This is a genomic window from Streptomyces sp. NPDC055966 (assembly GCF_042269865.1).
Classification (GTDB): Bacteria; Actinomycetota; Actinomycetes; order Streptomycetales; family Streptomycetaceae; genus Streptomyces.
On the sequence record NZ_JBHJYK010000021.1, the window covers coordinates 98,075 to 118,223 of the forward strand.

Annotated in this window: 18 protein-coding genes; 6 read left to right on the forward strand and 12 right to left on the reverse strand. The window is 73.1% G+C overall.

The genetic code is table 11. The annotated features are described in order from the left end of the window. Window positions 1-3 precede the first annotated feature (3 nt). Both ACFC8N_RS36235 and ACFC8N_RS36240 read right to left on the reverse strand, forming a co-directional pair. Window positions 4-825, reverse strand: a complete 822-nt coding sequence (locus tag ACFC8N_RS36235) for a tyrosinase family protein (protein WP_356032183.1) — start codon at window positions 823-825, stop codon at window positions 4-6. 35 nt (window positions 826-860) lie between these two features. Then, window positions 861-1,250 (reverse strand): tyrosinase cofactor, encoded by a 390-nt coding sequence (locus tag ACFC8N_RS36240; RefSeq protein ID WP_376293181.1) that lies wholly within the window; start codon window positions 1,248-1,250, stop codon window positions 861-863. Between the two features lie 334 nt (window positions 1,251-1,584). Between ACFC8N_RS36240 and ACFC8N_RS36245 the strand changes: the two genes are divergently transcribed. From ACFC8N_RS36245 to ACFC8N_RS36260, 4 genes are all read left to right on the forward strand, one after another. After that, window positions 1,585-2,781, forward strand: coding sequence for an FAD-dependent monooxygenase (locus ACFC8N_RS36245; RefSeq protein WP_376293183.1), 1,197 nt, complete (start codon window positions 1,585-1,587; stop codon window positions 2,779-2,781). A 130-nt stretch (window positions 2,782-2,911) separates the two neighbouring features. Next, complete coding sequence (locus tag ACFC8N_RS36250) at window positions 2,912-3,733, forward strand: lipase family protein (RefSeq protein WP_376293184.1); 822 nt, start codon at window positions 2,912-2,914, stop codon at window positions 3,731-3,733. 115 nt (window positions 3,734-3,848) lie between these two features. Continuing rightward, entirely contained in the window at window positions 3,849-5,345 is a 1,497-nt protein-coding gene (locus tag ACFC8N_RS36255; protein WP_376293186.1) for an MFS transporter, read from the forward strand. Beyond that, window positions 5,342-5,938 (forward strand): TetR family transcriptional regulator, encoded by a 597-nt coding sequence (locus ACFC8N_RS36260; protein WP_376293187.1) that lies wholly within the window; start codon window positions 5,342-5,344, stop codon window positions 5,936-5,938. The genes ACFC8N_RS36255 and ACFC8N_RS36260 overlap by 4 nt, the downstream gene beginning before the upstream one ends. A gap of 279 nt (window positions 5,939-6,217) precedes the next feature. Here the strand turns inward: ACFC8N_RS36260 and ACFC8N_RS36265 are convergent, their stop codons facing one another. Then, window positions 6,218-7,969 carry a cholesterol oxidase substrate-binding domain-containing protein gene (locus ACFC8N_RS36265; protein ID WP_376293189.1) on the reverse strand — a complete coding sequence of 584 codons (1,752 nt, stop codon included), beginning with the start codon at window positions 7,967-7,969 and terminating at the stop codon, window positions 6,218-6,220. 158 nt (window positions 7,970-8,127) lie between these two features. Here ACFC8N_RS36265 and ACFC8N_RS36270 point away from each other — a divergent pair, with 158 nt between their 5' ends. Both ACFC8N_RS36270 and ACFC8N_RS36275 read left to right on the forward strand, forming a co-directional pair. Beyond that, a complete protein-coding gene (locus ACFC8N_RS36270) occupies window positions 8,128-9,111 on the forward strand; it encodes an aldo/keto reductase (protein WP_376293191.1) in 984 nt (327 codons plus the stop codon). 55 nt (window positions 9,112-9,166) lie between these two features. Then, window positions 9,167-9,721: a DUF6328 family protein gene (locus tag ACFC8N_RS36275; protein ID WP_376293193.1), complete on the forward strand. Its 555-nt coding sequence runs from the start codon at window positions 9,167-9,169 to the stop codon at window positions 9,719-9,721. On the opposite strand, the gene ACFC8N_RS36280 is transcribed toward ACFC8N_RS36275, so the two are convergent. The 9 genes from ACFC8N_RS36280 to ACFC8N_RS36320 form a co-directional block, all read right to left on the reverse strand. Further along, window positions 9,718-10,131, reverse strand: a complete 414-nt coding sequence (locus ACFC8N_RS36280) for a VOC family protein (protein ID WP_362820862.1) — start codon at window positions 10,129-10,131, stop codon at window positions 9,718-9,720. The two genes, ACFC8N_RS36275 and ACFC8N_RS36280, sit on opposite strands and share 4 nt — an antisense overlap. Window positions 10,132-10,333: 202 nt before the next feature. Beyond that, window positions 10,334-11,422 (reverse strand): hypothetical protein, encoded by a 1,089-nt coding sequence (locus tag ACFC8N_RS36285; RefSeq protein WP_362820861.1) that lies wholly within the window; start codon window positions 11,420-11,422, stop codon window positions 10,334-10,336. 64 nt (window positions 11,423-11,486) lie between these two features. Next, on the reverse strand, window positions 11,487-13,091 hold the full coding sequence (locus ACFC8N_RS36290) for a serine/threonine-protein kinase (RefSeq protein ID WP_376293195.1): 1,605 nt from the start codon (window positions 13,089-13,091) through the stop codon (window positions 11,487-11,489). 145 nt (window positions 13,092-13,236) lie between these two features. After that, a complete protein-coding gene (locus ACFC8N_RS36295; protein ID WP_376293198.1) occupies window positions 13,237-14,205 on the reverse strand; it encodes a threonine/serine dehydratase in 969 nt (322 codons plus the stop codon). A 104-nt stretch (window positions 14,206-14,309) separates the two neighbouring features. After that, window positions 14,310-15,341, reverse strand: coding sequence for a polyprenyl synthetase family protein (locus ACFC8N_RS36300; protein ID WP_376293200.1), 1,032 nt, complete (start codon window positions 15,339-15,341; stop codon window positions 14,310-14,312). Continuing rightward, window positions 15,338-16,378, reverse strand: coding sequence for a tetratricopeptide repeat protein (locus tag ACFC8N_RS36305; protein WP_376293203.1), 1,041 nt, complete (start codon window positions 16,376-16,378; stop codon window positions 15,338-15,340). Before ACFC8N_RS36305 ends, ACFC8N_RS36300 begins: the two co-directional genes overlap by 4 nt. 182 nt (window positions 16,379-16,560) lie before the next feature. Next, complete coding sequence (locus tag ACFC8N_RS36310; RefSeq protein ID WP_356032148.1) at window positions 16,561-17,238, reverse strand: AIM24 family protein; 678 nt, start codon at window positions 17,236-17,238, stop codon at window positions 16,561-16,563. A gap of 56 nt (window positions 17,239-17,294) precedes the next feature. Continuing rightward, window positions 17,295-18,644 carry a CAP domain-containing protein gene (locus ACFC8N_RS36315; RefSeq protein WP_376293205.1) on the reverse strand — a complete coding sequence of 450 codons (1,350 nt, stop codon included), beginning with the start codon at window positions 18,642-18,644 and terminating at the stop codon, window positions 17,295-17,297. Window positions 18,645-18,729: 85 nt separating this feature from the next. Then, on the reverse strand, window positions 18,730-19,914 hold the full coding sequence (locus ACFC8N_RS36320; RefSeq protein WP_356032142.1) for a serine hydrolase domain-containing protein: 1,185 nt from the start codon (window positions 19,912-19,914) through the stop codon (window positions 18,730-18,732). Between the last annotated feature and the right edge of the window lie 235 nt (window positions 19,915-20,149).

Below are 20,149 nucleotides of genomic sequence, written 5' to 3' on the forward strand. Positions count from 1 at the left end.
TCGTCAGCTGTCGAAGGTGTAGAACTTCGTGTGGTCCAGCAGCTCCGCCGGACGCACGTCGTTCCACGGCTTCATCGTCTCGTTCAGGTCGACGACGTCGGGCGTCCCGCCGGTCGGCACATAGCCCGCGCCCGGGTGCCGGCCCTGCCACTGCGCCCACAGCTTGTCGACATAGGCGTGGTGCAGCCAGAACACCGGGTCGTTGGGGGAGACGCCGGTGGCCATCTGTCCGCCGACCCAGACGTGGACCCGGTTGTGCAGGTTGACTCCGCGCCACCCCTCCAGGTTGTTCCGGAAGCCGTCCGAGGCGCTGTTGTACGGCGCCATGTCGTACGTCGATATGGACAGCACCGACTCCACCTCGGCGCGGGTCGGCAGCTCGCGCACGCCCGTGCCGAGCGAGCGGCGCAGGAACGTACGGCCGTCGACCCGCACGGTCAGCGGCCAGTCGCCGGCCGCCGCGGCGAACGGGCCGTCCATCACCCGGCCGTCCGAGCTGCGGCCGGTACCGCCGAGGAAGTCCGGCGCCCACAGCGAGGCGCGCGGGGTGCGGTCGGTGCTCCAGTCCCAGTACGGCAGGGCGACCGACGAGTCCACCGACTGGAGGGCCCGCTCGAAGTCGAGCAGGAATCTGCGGTGCCAGGGCAGGAAGGACGGGGAGCGATGGCCGGTCCGCTCACCGGTGTCGGTGTCGGACATGATGAACTCGTTGTGCGTGCGGACGAATTCGTCGTAGCGCCCGCTGCGCTTGAGCGCGAGGACGGCGTCGACGAACCGCTTCTTCTCGTCGGCGGTCAGGGCGGCCTGGTTCTTGCGTACGGTCATGGTGCGCGATGCTCCGAAAGTCCTTGTGCGGGCGGTCAGTTGGCGGGGAAGGGCAGCAGCGGGGCGCCCTGAAGCTCGTCCACCGCGGCGCGGGCGGCGGCGCGCGGGGTGGCCACCGGGGCGTAGTGGCTGACGACGCTGATCCAGGTGCCGTCGGCGTTGCGCATCACGTGCAGCTCGACGTCGTCGATCAACACCTCGAATCCGCCGCCGTGTTCGGCGTGGTGGCCGCCTCCGCTCATCGGACGCCCCTGTATCCGGCGGCCCTTGTAGACCTCGTCGAAGTTGTCGGGGTGCGGCGGCATCGGCATGGGGTGCTCGTGACCGGCGGCCGAGGCAGCGGGTGCGACGAGGGTCGCGGCGGTGGCCGTCGCGGCCAGGGCTGCCGCGGCGGTGAGCGCGCGGCGACGGCTGATGTCGGGCATGCGGGTCCTCCTGAAGGGTGCTTTTGGTGGTGACGACGCATGCCTATCGAGGGAGCGGGTACGGGGAGAAATCTCCCGGAACCGGTTGGCCGTGATCCGGACAATTGGCCACATGTCATACAGGGTTGAACGAAGTTGATCTTGTCGCGTCGGGGCGTGGATCTTCTCCGGAACGGCCAATTCCTTGCCGCGCCGACCGCCTTTTCGGTGATCTTTCGCTGGTTCCGTCTGTCCGAGTGGTGCTGCTCACCACGCCAAACTGACGCGATCGAAAGGCCTGCCCGCACTGCTACCCTGCGGTCCCGTTCGACCACGTTCAGTGACAGACAGGGGTATGGCTGTGAAGGTCGTCTGCGCCGGAGGCGGGCCCGCGGGCCTGTGTCTCGCCATCCTGCTCAAGCGGCAGGACCCGTCCCACGACATCACCGTCCATGAGCGCAACCCCGAGGGGTCGACGTACGGCTGGGGCGTGACGTACTGGCGCGGCCTCCTCGACCGGCTCCAGGCCCACGACCCCGACGCCGCGCGGGCGGTCGAGGACGCCTCCGTCCGCTGGAGCGACGGAGTCGCCCACGTCCGGGATCTGACGACCCGTCACCACGGTGACGAGGGCTTCGGCATCGGCCGCCACCGGCTGCTCGGCCTGCTCGCCGAGCGGGCCCGCGCGCTCGGCGTACGGCTGGAGTACGAGAGCGAACTCACCGAACCGCCCGCGGACGCCGACCTCGTCGTCGCGGCCGACGGCGTGCACAGCGCGCTGCGCACCCGGCACGCCGACGCCTTCGGCACCGAGATCGCCGCGGGCCGCAACCACTACATCTGGCTCGGCACCACCAAGGTCTTCGACGCCTTCACCTTCACCTTCGCCGAGACCCCGCACGGCTGGATCTGGGCCTACGGCTACGGCTACAGCGACGCGCACAGCACCTGCGTCGTCGAGTGCTCCCCGCAGACCTTCACCGGCCTCGGCCTGGACCGGATGGACGAGGCCGAGGGACTCGCGCTCCTCGAAAAGCTCTTCGCGGACGTCCTCGACGGTCACGGGCTCATCGGCCGCCCCGGCGCCGGCTGGCTGAACTTCCGCACCCTCACCAACCGCACCTGGCGCCACGGCAACCTGGTGCTGCTCGGCGACGCCGCCCACACCACCCACTACTCCATCGGCGCCGGCACCACCCTCGCCCTGGAGGACGCCATGTGCCTCGCCGACGCCCTGCGCACGCACCCCGGCCTGCCCGAGGCGCTCGCCGCCTACGAGCGCCGGCGCCTGTCCGAGCTGCTGTCCGTCCAGAGCGCGGCCCGCTACAGCGCCCGCTGGTACGAGAACCTGCCCCGCTACATCGACCTGCCCCCGCACCGGATGTTCGCCCTGCTCGGCCAGCGCCACTCACCGCTGCTGCCGTACGTCCCCCCGCAGCTCTACTACGGCCTCGACAAGGCGGCCGGGCAACTGGAGGTGCTGCGCCGGTTCAAGCGCTGGCTCGGCCCGCGCGCGTCCCGCGCGCTGCACGTCCGTGCGAGGGGCCGCTGAGACTCGGCACGTCGGTCCTCCGCGCCCCCACCGCATTCCCCCCACCCGTCTCTCCCCGATTTCCCCCACTCGCCCCCCCGATTTCCCCCCGTCCCTCCCTGATACCCCCCACCCGCAAGGAGCCTCGCCCATGGCCATGCCCGACACCTTCGACCAGACCTCGACCGGCTACAGCGTGCGACGCGCCTACTGGCTCGCCCGTGCGTCCGACCTCGCGTACAAGGACGAGGCCACCATCGAGGAACAGGCCGCGAAGTGGGGCTTCGATCAGGTGCGGCACCATCGGACCCGGTTCACCCCGCCGTTCCCGCTGCAGGACACCCAGGCCTACACGATGGCCGGCGACCGGATGATCGTCATCGCCTTCCGCGGCACCGAACCCACCCAGATCAAGGACTGGCTCACCGACGCCTCGACCCCGCCCGTCAGCGGCCCCGGCGGCAGCGGGCACGTCCACTACGGCTTCGCCGCGGCGCTGCGCTCGGTGTACCCGGACGTCGAGGCGACCCTCAAGGACCTGCGCACCGACGGACAGACCCTGTACTTCACCGGGCACAGCCTCGGCGGTGCCCTCGCCATGCTCGCCGGCGCCCGGATGTACCTGGAGCACCCGAACCTCGCGGCGGACGGCATCTACACCTTCGGCCAGCCGCGCACCTGCGACGCGGTCCTCGCCGAGGCGTTCCACCAGGGGCTCGGGGGCCGCACGTACCGCTTCGTGAACAACAACGACATCGTGCCCCAGCTGCCGCCCGAGCCCGTCTTCACCCATGTCCGGGCGCTGCGCTACATCGACTCCAAGGGCAAACTGCACGACAGCATGCCGATGTTCTCGGCGCTCACCGACCGGATCGCGGGAGCGAGTGCGGACGTCTTCGCGCCCGCGTCCGACGGAATCCGCGACCACTTCATGCGCAACTACCTGAAGGCGCTGGAGCAGAACCTGGGCTGACCGGAGCGCGGCTCGGGCCGGGGCGAAAGGCGTTGGTGAAACACCATTCACTCGATACGGTGAATGGGTATTCACTCCTTCTCACCGTGCCCTCACACCGTCCCCGGGAGCGCCGATGGACCAGTCTGCCCCGATACCCCGGCCGCCCGGCACCCCGGCCGCGGTCCGCGCACTGCGGGACCGGTGCACCATCCCGGTGCTCGCGTCGGGCGGCATCCTCATGGCGGTCATGCAGACCGTCGTCGTCCCGCTGCTGCCGGACCTGCCCCGGCTCACCGGCGCGTCCGCCGCGGCCGTCTCCTGGACGGTCACCGCGACCCTGCTCTCCGGCGCCGTCCTCACCCCGGTGCTCGGCCGGGCCGGCGACATGTACGGAAAGAAGCGGGTCCTCACGGCCGCGCTCGTGCTGATGACCCTCGGCTCGGTGATGTGCGCCCTGACCTCGGACATCGGCGTCCTCATCGCCGCCCGCGCGCTCCAGGGCGCCGCCGCCTGCGTCGTCCCGCTGTCCATCAGCATCCTGCGCGACGAACTCCCGCCGGAGCGACGGGGCTCGGCGGTGGCCCTCATGAGCTCCACGGTCGGCATCGGCGCCGCGCTCGGCCTGCCGCTCGCCGCGCTGGTCGTCCAGTACGCCGACTGGCACACGATGTTCTGGCTCACCGGCGCCCTCGGCGCGCTGGGCGTCGCGGCGACCTGGTGGGCGGTCAGGGAGTCACCGGTGCGCGAGCCCGGCCGGTTCGACGTGCTCGGCGCGCTGGGACTCGCCGCCGGGCTGGTGTGCCTGCTGCTGGGCGTCTCGCAGGGCGGCACCTGGGGATGGGGCAGTGCACGGATCCTCGGGCTGTTCCTCGCCGCCCTCGTGATCCTCGCCCTGTGGTGGTGGCAGCAACTGCGCACCGAACGGCCGCTGGTGGACCTGGGGCTGGCCAGCCGGCCGCGGGTGGGGCTGTCGCACGTGGCGGCCCTGCTGACCGGGTTCGCCTTCTACGCCAACTCCCTCGTCACCGCACAGCTGGTGCAGGCCCCGAAGACCACCGACTACGGCCTCGGCCTGTCCATCGTCGCCACCGGTCTGTGCCTGCTGCCCGGCGGAGTGACCATGCTGCTGCTCTCGCCGCTGTCGGCCCGGATCTCCGCCGCGCGCGGCCCGCGCATCACGCTCGCCCTGGGCGCCGCCGTCATCGCCTGCGGCTACGCCGTGCGCATCGCCGACAGCCGCGACCTGTGGATGATCATCGTGGGCGCGACGGTGGTGGCGACCGGCACCACCCTCGCCTACTCGGCGCTGCCGACCCTGATCCTGCACGCCGTCCCGGCGGGGCAGACCGCCTCCGCGAACGGCGTCAACGTCCTCATGCGCACCATCGGGCAGGCCGTCTCCAGCGCCGCCGTCGCCGCCGTCCTCGTCCACCACAGCAGCCCCGTCGGCGGCGTCCCGGTCCCCACCCTGCACGGCTATCTGCTGGCGTTCGCCATGGCGGGCGCCGTCGCCCTCGCCGCCTGCGCGGCCGCCCTGACCATCCCCGGCGACGGCGGCCCCGCCGACGGCACCCGCCGGGCCCGGCGCGCCACCCCCGGCGCGCGCGACGGGGTGCCGGCGGGAACATGAGTACCGTGAGCACCCCACCCGGGCCGGACACCCGCGCCCCCGGCCGCCGTGACGCCGAGGTCACCAAGGCCGCCATCCTCAAGGCCGCCCGCCACCTCCTGGCCCGGCAGGCCCACGCCGACATCACCCTGAAGGCGGTGGCCGAACGGGCCGGTGTCAGCCCGCCGTTGATCCTGAAGTACTTCGGCAACAAGGACGCCCTGTTCGCCCGCGTCATGTCCTTCGACACCGACGCGGACGCCCTGCTCGACGCGCCGCTGCCCGACCTCGGCCGGCACATGGTCCGGCACGTCCTGACCGGCCAGCGTGACCGCGGCACCGACCCGCTGCTGCGCATCGCCTTCGCCCCGCTGCACGGCGACCGCGGCGAGATCCTGCGCGCCAACTTCCGCGCCCAGGTCACCGAACGCCTCGCCGCCCGGCTCACCGGCCCCGACCCCGGACTGCGCGCCGAACTGGCCGTCGCCGCGCTCGTCGGCCTCGGCGTGATGTACGGCATCGCCCGCGGACCGCACCTGCGTGCCACCGACGCCGACGCCGTCGCCGAGCGCTACGGGCCGCTCATCCAGGCCCAGTTGACCCCGCAGGGCTGAGTCGGCACGCCTCGTCCAGCCCGGAAGGCCGCGGCCAGTGGGCCGTCGTCCCCGCCGCGTCACGAGGGCGACCTGGCACGGTTGGACCCCGGCCGGCGGGACCGTGGCCAGGGCGCGCGGCAGGGCGCCGAGCACCTGCTCCAGCCGGTCGGCGCATCTGACGGCTCAACGACGGCTGGGCCACCCGCGGTATCGCCCTGTACGCGGACGAGGAAGGGGTGCCCCGTACCGGGACATCGTCGAGGCGATCGGCCGGGCATCTGGGGGTGCCCGTCACGTTCAGCGCAGGAGGCGGTCCAGGAAGGCGTTGCCGAACACCCGGTGCGGGTCCAGGCGGTCGAGGGTCGCGACCGCCTGCTCCCACACCGGCCGGCAGAAGGTGCCGGGCACGGCCGTGCCGAGCACGTCCGGGTCGCTCCAGGCGGAGTCGTCGGTGTACGCCCAGCCCTTGGACCACTCCGCGCGGGCGAGGGCGTGGCCGCCGTCGTACGTGCCGAACAGGAACCGCTCCACCTCGCGCAGGAACGCCTCCGCGTACGGCGTGCCGGGCAGCGTCAGCACGTCCAGCCACACCGCCGTGTCCCACTCGGGACGCTCCGCGCACGGCCGCAGCGCGGACAGCAGCGGGGTCCGCGCACCCGGCACGCCCGCCTCGGCCGGCTGGTCCAGGCCGGTCACCCGGATCTCCACCGAGCCGTTGACCGGGAAGCGGCCCCGTGCGGCGTATGCGGCGAGCAACTCCCGGTAGCGGCTGGTGAATTCGTGCACCACCCGCTGCACGCCGGCCCGCGAGGTGAGCACCGCGTACCCGCTCGCCGTGACCCGCAGCGTGGTCGGCCGCAGATACAGCAGGGTGTTCTTCGACGGCCCCCACAGGTCGGCCGAGTCCGTGGCCGCCAGCCCGAGCCTGGCCACCGTGAGCTGCGCGTTGCCCACCTCCGGCGCCAGATACCAGCCCGCGCCCGCCACCAGCCGCCCCACCAGGTCGGCCACGGGCGTCGGGACGCTGTCCGAGAAGGGGTAGTTGTACGGCGAGGTGACATGCCGCGAGCCCGGCGGCCGCACCGGTGTGACGCTCCACTCCTTCAGCCAGGGGAACTCGGTGAAGGCGAACCAGATCGCCTCGACGCGGCCCGAGCGGCGCACGAAGCGTTCCAGGGTGCGCCCGCCGGAACCGGGTGCCGCGAACAGCTCGCGGGCCGGCACGTCCGTACGGCTGACACAGCGCAGGTTGCCGTCCGGCGCGGCCCGCAGCACCACCTCGGTGACGAAGGCCCGGCCGAGGTGGGTCAGCAGCGCGGCGCAGTCCGCCTCGTCGCGACGGAACGTGCGCAGCGCGTACGCCCCGCGGCGCGCGTCCCACACCACCGCCGTCAGCTCCAGCACACGATTGCTGAGCGAGCCGTACGTCGTCCCGGGCGCCGGGCGTTCGCCGTCGGCCGGTACGGCCGTGCCGTGCGCGTCGATCGCCAGGGCGCCGCCGAGGGTCAGGTCGCCGGGGGCGGGCGTCGCGGTGAGGCCCAGCCCGTGGCCCTCCAGGAAGGTGAGCAGGGCCTCCATGGTCACGCCCGCGCCGGCGCGGACCGCCGAACCGGACTCCAGGGCCAGGCCGGTCAGATGGAGGGCGGTGTCGACCAGCAGGGTCCGGGTGCCGGCCGTCGTCCCCTCGGTGATCGTCAGGGGCGACCAGCCGTGCGAGCGGCCCCGTGCGCGGACCCGCCAGCCGCCGCGCCAGGCCCAGTCGACCACGGCGAGCACCTGCTCCGGCCCGGCCGGGGCGCAGGCCCACAGTCCGTCGGCGGTGATCTCGCCCGCCCAGTTGCGGTACGCCGAGCGGTACAGCCTCACCTCGGCCGGAAACCCGGGGAGTTCGGCAGCGGCCGCCGCCGGGTCGGCCGCGAGCAGCACCGGTACGGCGGCCCACGCTGCGGCGCCGGCCGCTCCGCGCAGCAGGCCACGGCGGCTGACGGGCCATGAACTGCCGTATGGAAAAGGAGAGTTGCCAGGGACGTCCGTAGGGCGTTCGGTCACGGGCTCACGGTAGGGGCGCGCTGTACGCCCACCGTGCTTTCGTCCACCGCTATCACCCGAGCGGGTGAAAAGCGCACAGCTTGCGCCCAGGTGCGCCCAGGAAGCCTGCCGGAGCGGCCTGTTCCGCGCGGCCCGGTGCCGGATGACACACTGGCGCCATGGACGAACGCGAATTCGGCAGGTCGGGCCAGTGGGCCTCGGTGGTGGGTCTGGGCACCTGGCAGCTGGGCGCCGACTGGGGCCGTGTGGACGAGAAGGAGGCCCTGTCCGTCCTGGAGGCGGCGGCCGAGGCGGGAGTCACGTTCTTCGACACCGCCGACGTGTACGGCGACGGACGCAGCGAGGAGGCCATCGCCTCCTTCCTGCGCACCCGCCCCGACCTGCATGTGCTGGTCGCCACCAAGATGGGCCGCCGGGCCGAGCAGCTCACCGGGAACTACGTCCTGGACAACTTCCGTGCCTGGAACGACCGTTCACGCCGCAACCTCGGCGTCGACCGCATCGACCTGGTCCAGCTGCACTGCCCGCCGACCCCCGTCTACTCCTCCGACGCGGTCTACGACGCCCTGGACACGCTCGTCGCGGAGGAGCGGATCGCGGCGTACGGGGTGAGCGTCGAGACCTGCGCCGAGGCGCTGACCGCGATCGCCCGGCCGAACGTGGCGAGCGTGCAGATCATCCTCAACCCGTTCCGCATGAAGCCCCTGTACGAGGTGCTGCCCGCCGCCCGCGCGGCCGGTGTCGGCATCATCGCGCGCGTGCCGCTCGCCTCCGGCCTGCTGTCCGGCAAGTACACCAAGGACACGGTGTTCGCGGCCGACGACCACCGCACCTACAACCGGCACGGCGAGGCCTTCGACCAGGGCGAGACCTTCTCCGGCGTCGACTACGCCACCGGTGTCGAGGCCGCCGCCGAGTTCGCCGCGCTCGCCCCCGAGGGATACACCCCGGCCCAGCTGGCCCTGCGCTGGATCGTCGAGCAGGACGGCGTGACGACGGTCATCCCCGGTGCCCGCAGTCCGGAGCAGGCACGCGCCAACGCGGCCGCCGCCAAGCTGCCGCCGCTGCCCGAGGACACCGTCACCGCGATCCGCGAGCTCTACGACCGCCGGATCAAGGACCAGGTCGAGCAGCGCTGGTAGCCGCCGCCCGGACGGCGGTCGTTTGAAGGAACGGCCGGACGGTTACACGGACCCCATGGCGGAGGAAGGCCGGCGCACGGGGCGCGACGAGAGCGAGGACGAGCGGGCCGACCGGATGTGGGGTGAACTCATCCAGGAGGTCCGCGTCGCCCAGACGGGCGTGCAGATCCTCTTCGGCTTCCTGCTGACGGTCGTCTTCTACCCGAGGTACCCCACGCTGCCCCACAGCGAGCAGGTCATCTACGTCGTGACCGTCGTGCTGGGCGCCGCCGCGACCGGGGCCCTCATCGGGCCGGTGTCGCTGCATCGCCTCGTCTCCGGCCGCAGGGTCAAGCCGCAGGCGGTGCGGATCGCCTCCCGGCTGACCTTCGTCGGCCTGCTCCTGCTGGTCACGACGACGACGTCGGCGCTCCTGCTGATCCTGCGGGTGGCCACGCACGGCAGCGAGGTGACCTGGCTGGTCGCCGGCGTCGTCGCCTGGTACCTGGTGTGCTGGTACGCCCTGCCCCTGTGGATCCGGCGCCGCCACACGGTCCACCCGGACACCGGGGCCTCGCCGCCGCGCCGAGAACCCGGCAGCGGCGGCGAGGACCGCCGTACGGGCGGCTAAGGGCGGACGTAGGGCCGGGTCATGATCTCCATGTTGTGCCCCGACGGGTCGGCGAAGTAGGCTCCGCGGCCGCCGAAGAGCCGGTTGATCCGGCCCGGCTCGCCGTGGTGCGGATCGGCGTAGTACGGGACGCCGAGTACGTCCAGCCGGGCGATCATGCCGTCGAACCGCTCGTCGGGCACGAGGAACGCGTAGTGCTGCGGCTGGACCGGCTCGTCCCGCCGCTCGTAGTAGTCGAGCGTGACCCCGTTGCCGAGGTCGACGGGGAGGAACGGGCCGAAGGGGGCGCCGACCTCCAGGCCGAGGACGGCGGCGAGGAACTCGGCCGACAGCCGCGGGTCCCTGGCGAGCACGGCGGTGTGGTCGAGGCGGACGGCGGTCGTGGGCGTGTGCTGTGCGGTGGTCTGCATCGGTGGGTGTGTCTCCGGGTGTCGGGATTCGCTGGAAACGGCGCCGTACGGGCGCCGGGGCAGGAACACTCGGAGACGGCGGCGGGCCTCTCGCCCGCCTCGCGCTCACGCCGAGGCCGGGACCCTCACTCGTGCGTGGCCCAAGGCCGACCCGGCAGTCACCCGGCCGACTCTAATGATCATCGCCGGCCGGGGCAACCGTTCAGTCCCGCGGCGGCCGGCCCCCGCGCGCTCCCCGCAGTGCCGTCAGACACGTGCCGATGGCCTGCTGGAGTTCCTCCAGACGCTGGACCGCTTCGTCCATGTCCTCCTCCTGGAAGTCCTGGGCGTCGTCGAAGGTCAGCTCCTCGAACGCCTTGGTGGCCTTCTGGAGGCTGTTGTAGAACCTGCTCCGCTGCTCCTGGACGCGCAGTTCGGGGTCGGCCTCGACCGCGTCGGCGACCAGCGACTTCATCGTGTCGTAGGCCTCGGTGGCCCACTCGCCGGTGTCCTCGTCGTCCGTCAGCTCGTCGATGAGCGACAGATGCCGCTCGGCCTCCTCGCGCAGCTCGACAGGGGCGTCGACGGTCTGTCCGGCAGGGGTCTTGATCTGCCCGGACTCGGCGATCTGGCGGACGTAGCCGATCCGGTCGGCCGCCCGGCTCTCGGTCGCGACGGCCTTCTTCAGGTCGTCGGTGCGTACGACGTCTCGCGCCAGCTCGGCCTGCAGCTCGGGATCGTCACGGAGCCGGTCCAGCAGGGCGCTGCGGGCCGCGCGGGCGGTGGAGGGGTCGGCGAGGATCGCGGCGCGCAGCGCGGTCGGGTTCTCGGCGACCTCCAGCGCCTTGGTGGGACGGATGCCCTCGGCCTCCGCGGCCTCGGCGATGGCGGTGCCGCGCTCGGAGGTCGCGCTGTTGCGGGAGACGTAGTAGTTCAACCACGCGTCCGAGTCCGGCAGTTCGACGTCCTGGCCGGGTACGAGGGTCTCGAAGTGGGGCACGAGTGCGTCGTCGGCGGCCCGGTCCCAGGCCCGGTAGTAGCGCATGACCCGCTCCGGGGAGCAGTCGGCCAGCTGCGCGAACTCCTTCGCCGACACCTTCGGCGTCTCACCGGCGGCCTGCCCGCCCGGCCGCACGCTGCGCGCCACCATCAGCGCGAAGGCCCAGCCTCCGGTGCGCGCGTAGACGCCGAACTCACGGGCGTCGCGTGCCACGAGGTCGGACAGCGGCGCCGCGGCCGGGGCGGACGGCTCGGCCACGGCGCTGCTCTCGGACGTCTCCGATGTCTCGGACGGGTCGATGACCAGGGTCACGGATGACTCTCCTGCAAGGATGACTCGACGGACCGCACCCGGGAGCGGGCGCGGACAGGAAAGCCTATCGGGACATATCGGCCACGCGGAACGTGGCCAGGAACGTCTTCAGCGCCAGCCGGTTCACCGCGTCGTCCCAGGCCGAGGCGGGGGTGGTGAAGCGCAGCGAGAAGCTCCGGTCGCCGCCGATCAGGAAGCCGCGGCCGAAGGTGTGCACCCGGGCGTCCCCGGTGCCCGCCAGCCACTCCAGGTCGGCGGCCTTGTCGCCCTGGTAGGTGGTGGCCCGTAAGGCGCCGACGCGCTGGTAGCCCGGGAGCCGCACCAGGGACGGTTCGACGTCGTTGCGCCAGACGGCGACCGGGTCCGGGCCGACGTGCTCGCTGTAGGTGACGGCCAGGGTGGGGGTGGCGCCGCCCGCGCCGAACGTGATGCGGTACCGCTCGCCGGCGTGCTCGGTGAGCAGCCGCTTCCAGCCGTTCGGCAGCGCCACCGAGAAACCCTCCGGTGCGGTGTAGCGGTGATAGCCGGCGGGCAGCGCGGACGGAGCCGTTGCGGAGGAAGAGGGGGAAGGGGAGGGTGAGGTGGACGCCGTCGGGGTGGCCGTGGGTCCGTCGGCCGGGGTGGGAGGGGCGGCCGAGGTGATGGGGCGTGCCGGTGCGTGCGCCGTGCCGGTGGCGGTGCCGGGCAGTCGGTGGGTCACGGCCAGGGCGACGAGTGCGACGGTGACCACGGCCACCGCGCTGCCGGCGGCCAGCGCCCGTCGGCTCCGCTCCGGCCCGCCGAGCCGCAGCAGACTCGGGTACCCACCGCGCAGCCGGGGCTCGGGGCCCGTCGGCAGGCCGGTGTCACCGTCCTCGTCCAGAGCCCGGGTCAGGGCCTCGCGGGTCACCGGCCGCGGCAGCCGCTCGCGCGAGTTCTTGCGCAGCAGCCCCTGCACGGCCTGGGTGAGCGGGCCCGCGCGCAGCGGGGTGCGCAGCGGCAGCCGGTCCACCGCCTTCAGCGTGGCCTCGGGCCGGCCCCGGTCCCGGAACGGCGGCCGGCCCTCCACCATCGTGTAGAGCAGCGCGCCCAGCGCCCACAGGTCCGCGGCCGGGCCGATCCGCTCGTCACGGGCCTGCTCCGGCGAGGCGTACGACGGTGCCGTGAGCCGTGGCACCAGGGTCGCCCCGGCCAGCCCGAACCCGCTGACGACGACCGGTCCGCCCTCCGGGACGAAGACCTGGCCGGGGCTCAGCTCGCCGTGCGTGATGCCCCCGTCGTGCGCGGCCTGGAGCACCTCCAGCACCTCCAGGCCGATCCGCGCCGACCGCGCCGGGCTGAACGAGCCCTCGTGGTCGAGGAGTTCGGTGAGCGGCGTGCCGTCGATCCACTCGGTGACCGTCCACAGCGCGCCGGCCTCGACCACGGCGTCCACGACCACCGCGACCCGGCCGGGGCACAGCAGCCGCATCGTCTCCGAGGTCCGCACGACCCGGGCCGTGACCCGGCGCAGGGTGTCCGCGTCGCAGTCCGCCGGCAGGGTGGTCCGGGCTACCAGCCGCGGCTGCTCGGCGGTCACGTCCTCGGCGTACCACCACAGGCGGTTCGTCTCGCGGGAGAACACCTCCAGGAGCCGGTACCGGCCTGCGACCAACTCGTGTGCGGAGACGTGCGCCTCGACCATGGTCATCCCTCGCTGAAACCCCTGTCCCGTGTCTCCCAGGGGTACGCAGAGCGCGCGGGGGTGCGTTCAAAGAATTCCCGGATGCGCCCCTTTTTTCCACGGATTCCGGGAGCGCCCCGCTCCGGGGCTTCCGCTACGCGCTCCGCCGCGCTCACGTCAGCCCGAACCGGTCCGCCCAGCCCATGAGTTCGCGGGGTGTGGTGTTGCCCCCGCACACCACGAGGCCGAGCCGGGCGTCGTCGCCGACCCGGGCCAGCACCTGCCGGGCCGCCGGCAGCAGACAGCCCGCGGCCGGCTCGGCCCACACCTTGGCGTGCTCGGCGAGGTCCAGACAGCCCTGCACGGCGTCCCGGTCCGGAACGACGAGCACCTCCTCGACCAGCGCGGCGACATGGTCGTACGTCAGCTGGGACACGGAGGGCGCGCTGAGCGTGGTGACCAGCGACGACAGCGGTACCGGCACCGGCTTGCCCGCCTTCAGCGCGCCGGACATCGCCTCGGCGCCCTCGGTCTCCACACCCCACACCCGCACCCCGGGGCGCAGGGCGGCGAGGGCCGCCGCGACGCCGGCGATCAGCCCGCCCCCGCCGATGCTGACGATCACGTCCGTCAGCCCGGCGGTGTCGCGCGCGTCCTGCCCCAGCTCCAGTCCGACCGTGCCCTGCCCCGCGATCACGACCGGGTCGTCGAACGGATGGACCAGGGTCAGCCCCTCGTCCCGCAGCCGCGTCACCAGCTCGAACGCGCTGTCCATGCCGTCGGTCAGCCGCACCGACGCCCCGGCGGCCTCGGCGAGCGCGAGGGACCGGGCGGGTGCGGTCCGTGGCATCACCACGGTCGCCTTCACGTCGAGGGCCGCCGCCATCACCGCGAGCGCGATGCCATGGTTGCCGCCGCTGACCGCGACCACGCCCGCCGCCCGCTCGGCCCCGCTCAGCGACAGCAGCTTCGCGGTCGCGCCGCGCGCCTTGAACGAGCCGGTGCGCTGGAGCAGTTCGAGCTTGGCGGTGACCGGGACACCGAGCAGCTCGGTCAGCCCCGGGCTCGGTACGGTCGGCGTCCGTACGACGTGTCCGGCGATCCGCTCCGCCGCCGCTTCGATGTCCGAGATGCCGATCACGGTGCTTCACCCTTCCGACGCGGGGGTGGGAACCCGCGTCCCTCGCACCCTTTCCCGCGTGGACAGCCCAGGTCAACACCGTTTCAGGGCCGGCCCGCGGGGTCTCACAGCTCGCGGCCCGCCAGATGGTCCAGCAGTGTGCGCAGCTCCCCGGCGGCCTTGGCGGCCAGGGGCACGTCCGCGAGGATCGCCCGCGCGGCGCCCGTGTGTCTCCGGGCCTGGGCCAGCGCCGCCGTACGGCCGCCCGCCGCCTCGATCAGCGCGGCGGCCTCCTCGGCCCGCTCCGGGCGGCCGAGCAGCTCGGGCAGCCCGCGGGCCACGGGGGAGGCGAGCGCCGCCAGCACCGGGTACGTCATCTTGCGCTCGCGCAGGTCACCGCCCGCGGGCTTGCCGGTGACGGCGGGATCGCCCCAGATGCCCAGGACGTCGTCGACCAGCTGGAAGGCGATGCCGAGCTGCCGTCCGGCTTGTTCCAGCGCGCCGACCGCGGCCTCGGGTGCCCCGCCGAGCGCGGCGCCCAGCGCGACGGCGCAGCCCAGCAGCGCGCCCGTCTTGCCCTCCGCCATCGCCCGGTACTCCGCGGGGGTCACCCGCTCGGGGCCGGTCGGGGGCCGGGTTGCGAACAGCAGGTCGTCCGCCTGCCCGCGCACCAGATCGGCGAGGGCCGCCGACAGCAGCCGCACCGCGCCCGGACCCTGGGGAGCGCGTGCCAGGCTCTCCACGGCGAGGGCGAACAGGGCGTCCCCGGCCAGCACCGCCGGTCCCGTGCCGTACGCCTTCCACACGGCCGGGCGGCGCCGCCGGGTCCCGTCGCCGTCCATGATGTCGTCGTGCAGCAGCGAGAAGGCGTGGACCAGCTCGACCGCGACCGCCGCCGGGACACCGGCCCGGCCGTCGGCGCCGGCCGCCTCGGCGCCGAGCACCGCGAGCGCCTGCCGTACACCCTTGCCGCCGGACGCGGCCGCGGGTGCCCCGCCGACCTCGCACCAGCCGAAGGAGTACGCGGCCATCTCGGCCACCCACGGATGCAGCCCGGCCACCGCCTCCCGGAGCGCCGGGAGGACCAACTCGCGGCAGCGGGAGAGGACTTCGGGAGCGGAGGGCGGCGCCTGCACCGCCACGGGCCACGCGCTCACCGTACGGCCGCCGCGTCGAGGCGGAACTCCTGCTGCGCCCGGGCCACCATCTCCCGCGCGTGCTTGAGTCCGCTGCGCTCCAACGTCCGGGCCAGGTCGGCGAGTTCGGCGGCCGTCTCGGCGTGGTCCCGGCCGAGCCGGGCCAGCGACTTGGCCAGGCCCAGCCGGGCCAGCGCCTCGCCGCGGGGTTCGCTCATCGCGCGGAACTCCTCCAGCGCCAGCTCGTACAGGTCCCGGGCCTCGCCGTAACGCCCGGCGCGGTACAGGACGTTGCCGCGCATCTTGTGGTTGTAGGCGAGCGCGGAGGACAGGTTCATCGCCCGGCACCCGGCCTCCGCGCGGGACAGCAGCTCCAGCGCCCGCTCGGTGTCCTGGTCGCGGACCGAGAGGATGTCGGCCAGGCCGCGCAGCGCCCACGCGTGCCCGCGCCGGTCCTCGGCCCGCTCGGCTATCTCCGCCGCCTCCTCGAACAGCGCGTACGCCCGGTCGTGGTCGCCGGTGTTGCGGTGCATCTGCGCGATGCCCTCCAGCGCCCACACCGTGTGCCGGGCCTCTCCGCGCTTGCGGGCCTCGGCCAGCAGTTGTTCGTGCAGCCGGCCCACCGCGTCGTAGTCGCCCTGGATGCGGCCGGTCTCCGCGAGGCCCGCCAGCGAGTAGCCGCGGACCACGATGTCCCCGCCGCGCTCGCCGAGTTCGGCCGCGAGCCCGAGCAGCCGCCAGGCCAGCGGGAACGCCCCGCGCTGGCGCGCGAGGGTGCCGCCGCTCCACAGCGCCCAGGCCATCGCGCCGGTGTCGCCGGCCTCGCGTGCGGCGCGGTAGCTCGCCTTCCAGGTCCGGTCGGCGTCCTCGATCCGGCCGAGCCGTCGCTGTGCCTCGGCGACGGCCAGCCCGCAGCGGGCCGCCTCGGCGGGCTGCCCGGAGCGCTCGGCCGCGCGCAGCCGCTCGGTGCCCTCGGCCAGCACGTCGACCAGCGAGGAGTTCACGGAAAGGGAGGTCAGGGCGCCCTGGTACTCCGGGGCGAAAGCCTTGCCGTACATACGCACCTTTCTATACACGGCATGTATACGCACCGTGTATACCCCCCGGGTATACATCCCGTGCATAGGGGTTGGGAAAAGAGCCCCGGCCCGGAGGCCGGGGCGCCATCGGTCTGTTGTCGATCAAGACGCGGGTACGGCGGCGGGGGTTGCCCGTGCGACGCGGATCACGTTGTGAAGGTTCAGTGTTGCTGTGCCTTCTGCGGGGTCGCCTCGCTCGGCCGCACCACGACGAAGCCCTCGCCCCGGAGCATCAGCTGCACGGCTTCGCCCGAACCGCCGCGGAGCATCGAGCCGATGGACTGGGAGCGGTGCAGCGAGGTCTCCAGGTGGGCGGTCCAGCCGACCACCGCGTCCGTGTCGACGAACACCGGGGACTGCGCGGAAACGGGGATGACCAGCGGATTGCCCTCGCAGACCAGCCCGAGCCGGCCCTGCCCGGCGAACACGCTGTTGAACAGCCCGCCGCCGGCGATGCCGGACCCCTTCACCGTCTTGATCTCGTACGACAGCGAGGGGTCGAAGCACAGCACGTTGCGCCCGTTGACGGTGAACCGGTCGCCCGGCTCGATCTCGACGATGAAGCAGTTCTGCGCCTCGTGCGCGAACCAGGCCTCGCCCTGCCCGCGCACCGCCATGAGCGGCAGCCCCTCACCGGTGACCGCGCGCTTCAGCATGCCGCCCACGCCCTGGCCCTTGCGCTCGAACCTCAGATCGCCCCGGTAGGCGACCATCGCGCCCTGGCGGGCGTACATCTCGCCGTTCACCGTGTACCGGACGCACTTGGCGTTCTCGACGGACATGCCCGGCTGCGCGGCGGGCTGCACCACGCGCTCACTGGAAAAGAGGTCACCCTTCATGCCGGGCATCGTGTCCCGGAAGCCATCATTCCGCCAAGATGACGGAAAGTGCCCGGTCAGCCACCGAACAACTGGGCCCAGTAGGTGCCCGCCCGCCCGCCGCCCGCGAATCCGATGCCCAGGTGACCGAAGTCCCGCTTGAGGATGTTGGCGCGATGCCCCGGGCTGTTCATCCACCCCTCCACGACCTCGGCGGGCGAGCGCTGGCCGCAGGCGATGTTCTCGCCGATCGTGCGCAGCCGGGAGCCCGCGGCGGCGGCCCGGTCCCAGGGCCGGGTGCCGTCGGGACAGACGTGGTCGTAGAAGTCGCGGGCGATCATGTCCGCGCAGTGTGCCTGCGCGGCCGCCGTGAGCAGCGGATCGACGGCCAGCGGCGGCAACCCGGCCCGGCCCCGCTCGGCATTGGTGAGCGCGAGCACCTCGGCCGCCGTACGGGACAGCGCGTCCGGCGTCAGCGGAACCGCCCAGAGCGCCGTCCAGTACCGGTCGCCGGCATCGGTGTGGGCGAGGGCGGCATGCCGGAACCGGGGATCGAGGAGCGTCCGCCGGGCCCGCTCGGACCCCAGGCAGTACTCCACGAACTCCGCCGGTGAACGCGGCCCGGAGACCAGGTGCTCGCCGACGCCGATGTACGCGTACCCGGCGCCGGTGATCCGCTGGTGCACGGACACCCCGTCCCGCCCCTCGGCCCCGAGCCGCCCGGCCTCCGCCATGGCCCTGGCGTGCGAGCGCGCGGCGGTGAGGAGCCGTGGATCGAGGGCGACCTGGGGCGAACCGGCCTGTGCACGGGCCGAGTTGACCGACTGGAGGAAGCGGTCGTCGGCGGGGGAGACGGAGACCGCGGCGGGACGGGGACCGGGCGAGCGCGGTGCCGGTACGGCCGCCCCGGTGCCGGTGCCGGTGCCGGTGCCGGTGCCGCCGTCATCGGTGACGTCCACCCCGAAGTCCCGGGCGAGCCCGGCCAGCCCGTCCGCGTACCCCTGCCCGATCGCCCGCAGCTTCCAGCCGGTGCCGGCCCGCGGATACAACTCGGCGAGCAGCAGTACGGTCTCCGGTCCGGGGCGGGGCGGGGCGAACCGGGCCACCGCCCGCCCGGCGCCGTCGCTGACGTCGAGCCGCGGAGCGGGCAGCCGGCCGAGCGCCGTACCGGGCTCGGCCGCGCTGACGACGACGGTGACCCGGCACGCACCGCCGCGCAGCCGCCCCGGCTCGACGGTCAGGGTGTCACCGAGCAGCCGAACCCCGGGCGCCTGCGGCTGGTTGTAGAACACGAGGTCCGCGTCGGACCCGACCTTCCCGTCGGCCCCGGTGACCAGCGCGGACACATCGAACGCACCGGCCACCCGAAGCCGGACCGGACCGTCGGGCAGGACCAGATTCCCGCCGGGAACCAACTCGGACGTCATGCCTGGGAGAACGCCGCGCGCCCACGAGGAGGTTCCCGCATCCCGGACGGGCCCCCAGCTCCTTTCTGCCTCTTGCTCCTTCTTCCTACTTCCTCCCGCTCCTCTCATTCGTCTTCGCGGTCTTCCCGCAGAACGCCGAATCCAGCACCGCCCCCATCGCCTCCTGCACCTTCCCGTTGTTCGACGTGTTGGCGACGGCCGCGAGACTGCGCGAGCCGTCCTTCGTGGCGAAGGCGTAGGTGTAGTACCCCTGCACGATCCCGGTGTGCCCGTACACGGACACACCGCACGGCAGCGAGCGCCTGCGCAGCCCCAGCCCGTACGCCGTGGTGCTGTCGACCCGGCTGAACCGCTCCATCTCGCCGAGCCGCGCGGGGGACAGCAACGCGCCGCGCAGCAGGGCGGAGTAGAAGGTGTCGAGGTCCCGCGTGGTGGAGATGATCGCGCCCGCGCTCTGCGCCCACGACACCGTCTGTTCGGTGGCGTCGACCAGCGGGGCGCCGGCCCGGCCGGGGGTGAGGTAGCCGCGGGCGTAGCGGCCCGGGATCGTGGTCCTCGGGTGGACGTAGAACGTGTCGCGCAGCTTGAGCGGCTTGAAGACGCGGTCCTCGTACGCCGTCCGCACGGACTGCCCCGTGATCTTCTCGATGAGCATCCCGGCGACGACGAAGTTGGTGTTGGAGTACGCGTACGCGGCGCCGGGCGCGTTGGTGCGGGGCTTCTTCAGGGAGAGGGCGACCAGCTGGCGGTAGGTGAAGACCTTGTTCCGCACCGCCTCGAAGCCGGACTCGCTGTCCGCGAACATGTCGTTGGTGTAGTCGTACAGGCCGCTGCGGTGGCTCAGCAGATGGCGGACGGTGATCCGGTCGTCCGGCAGCAGCTTCGGCAGATAGCGGTTGACCGGCGCGTCGAGCGACAGCCGGTGTTCGTCGACGAGCTGGAGCAGGACCACGGCCGAGAAGGTCTTGGTGACGCTGCCGATGCGGAACCGGTCGTCGGCGCTCAGGGCCCGCCGGGTGCTCCGGTCGGCGAGGCCGCGCGTCACGCCGTACGCCTTGCCGTGGTCGTCGATCCGCGCCATGGCGCCCGGCGCGCCCGCGTCCACCGCCGACCGCAGCGCCGCGGCCACGCCCGCGGTGTCGGGCGCCGGGAGCGCCGCCGCCCGCGCCGGGGTGTCCGGCTCCGCCGTCGCGGCCCGCGCCGGAACCGCGAGGAGCGAGAGCGCGACCACACCGAGGACCGCGCCCCGCCCCACCGTTGCTGAGACCATCCGGCACCCACTTCCCTCCGTACGACATGTGATGCGACATCGATCACATTCCGGCCCTGGAACCTAGGGGATTGGGGAGCCGTCTCCACAGCCGACACACAGTTGGTCATCTTGTGATCACTCTGTGGCGCATGTTCGTAAAGGATTGTCATGGAAGATAGAGAAATCGATCATTCCGTCTTTACGTGCACATGACTGATCCGTAAGGGTTGCTCCTCGGGGCCGGTCCGGCCCC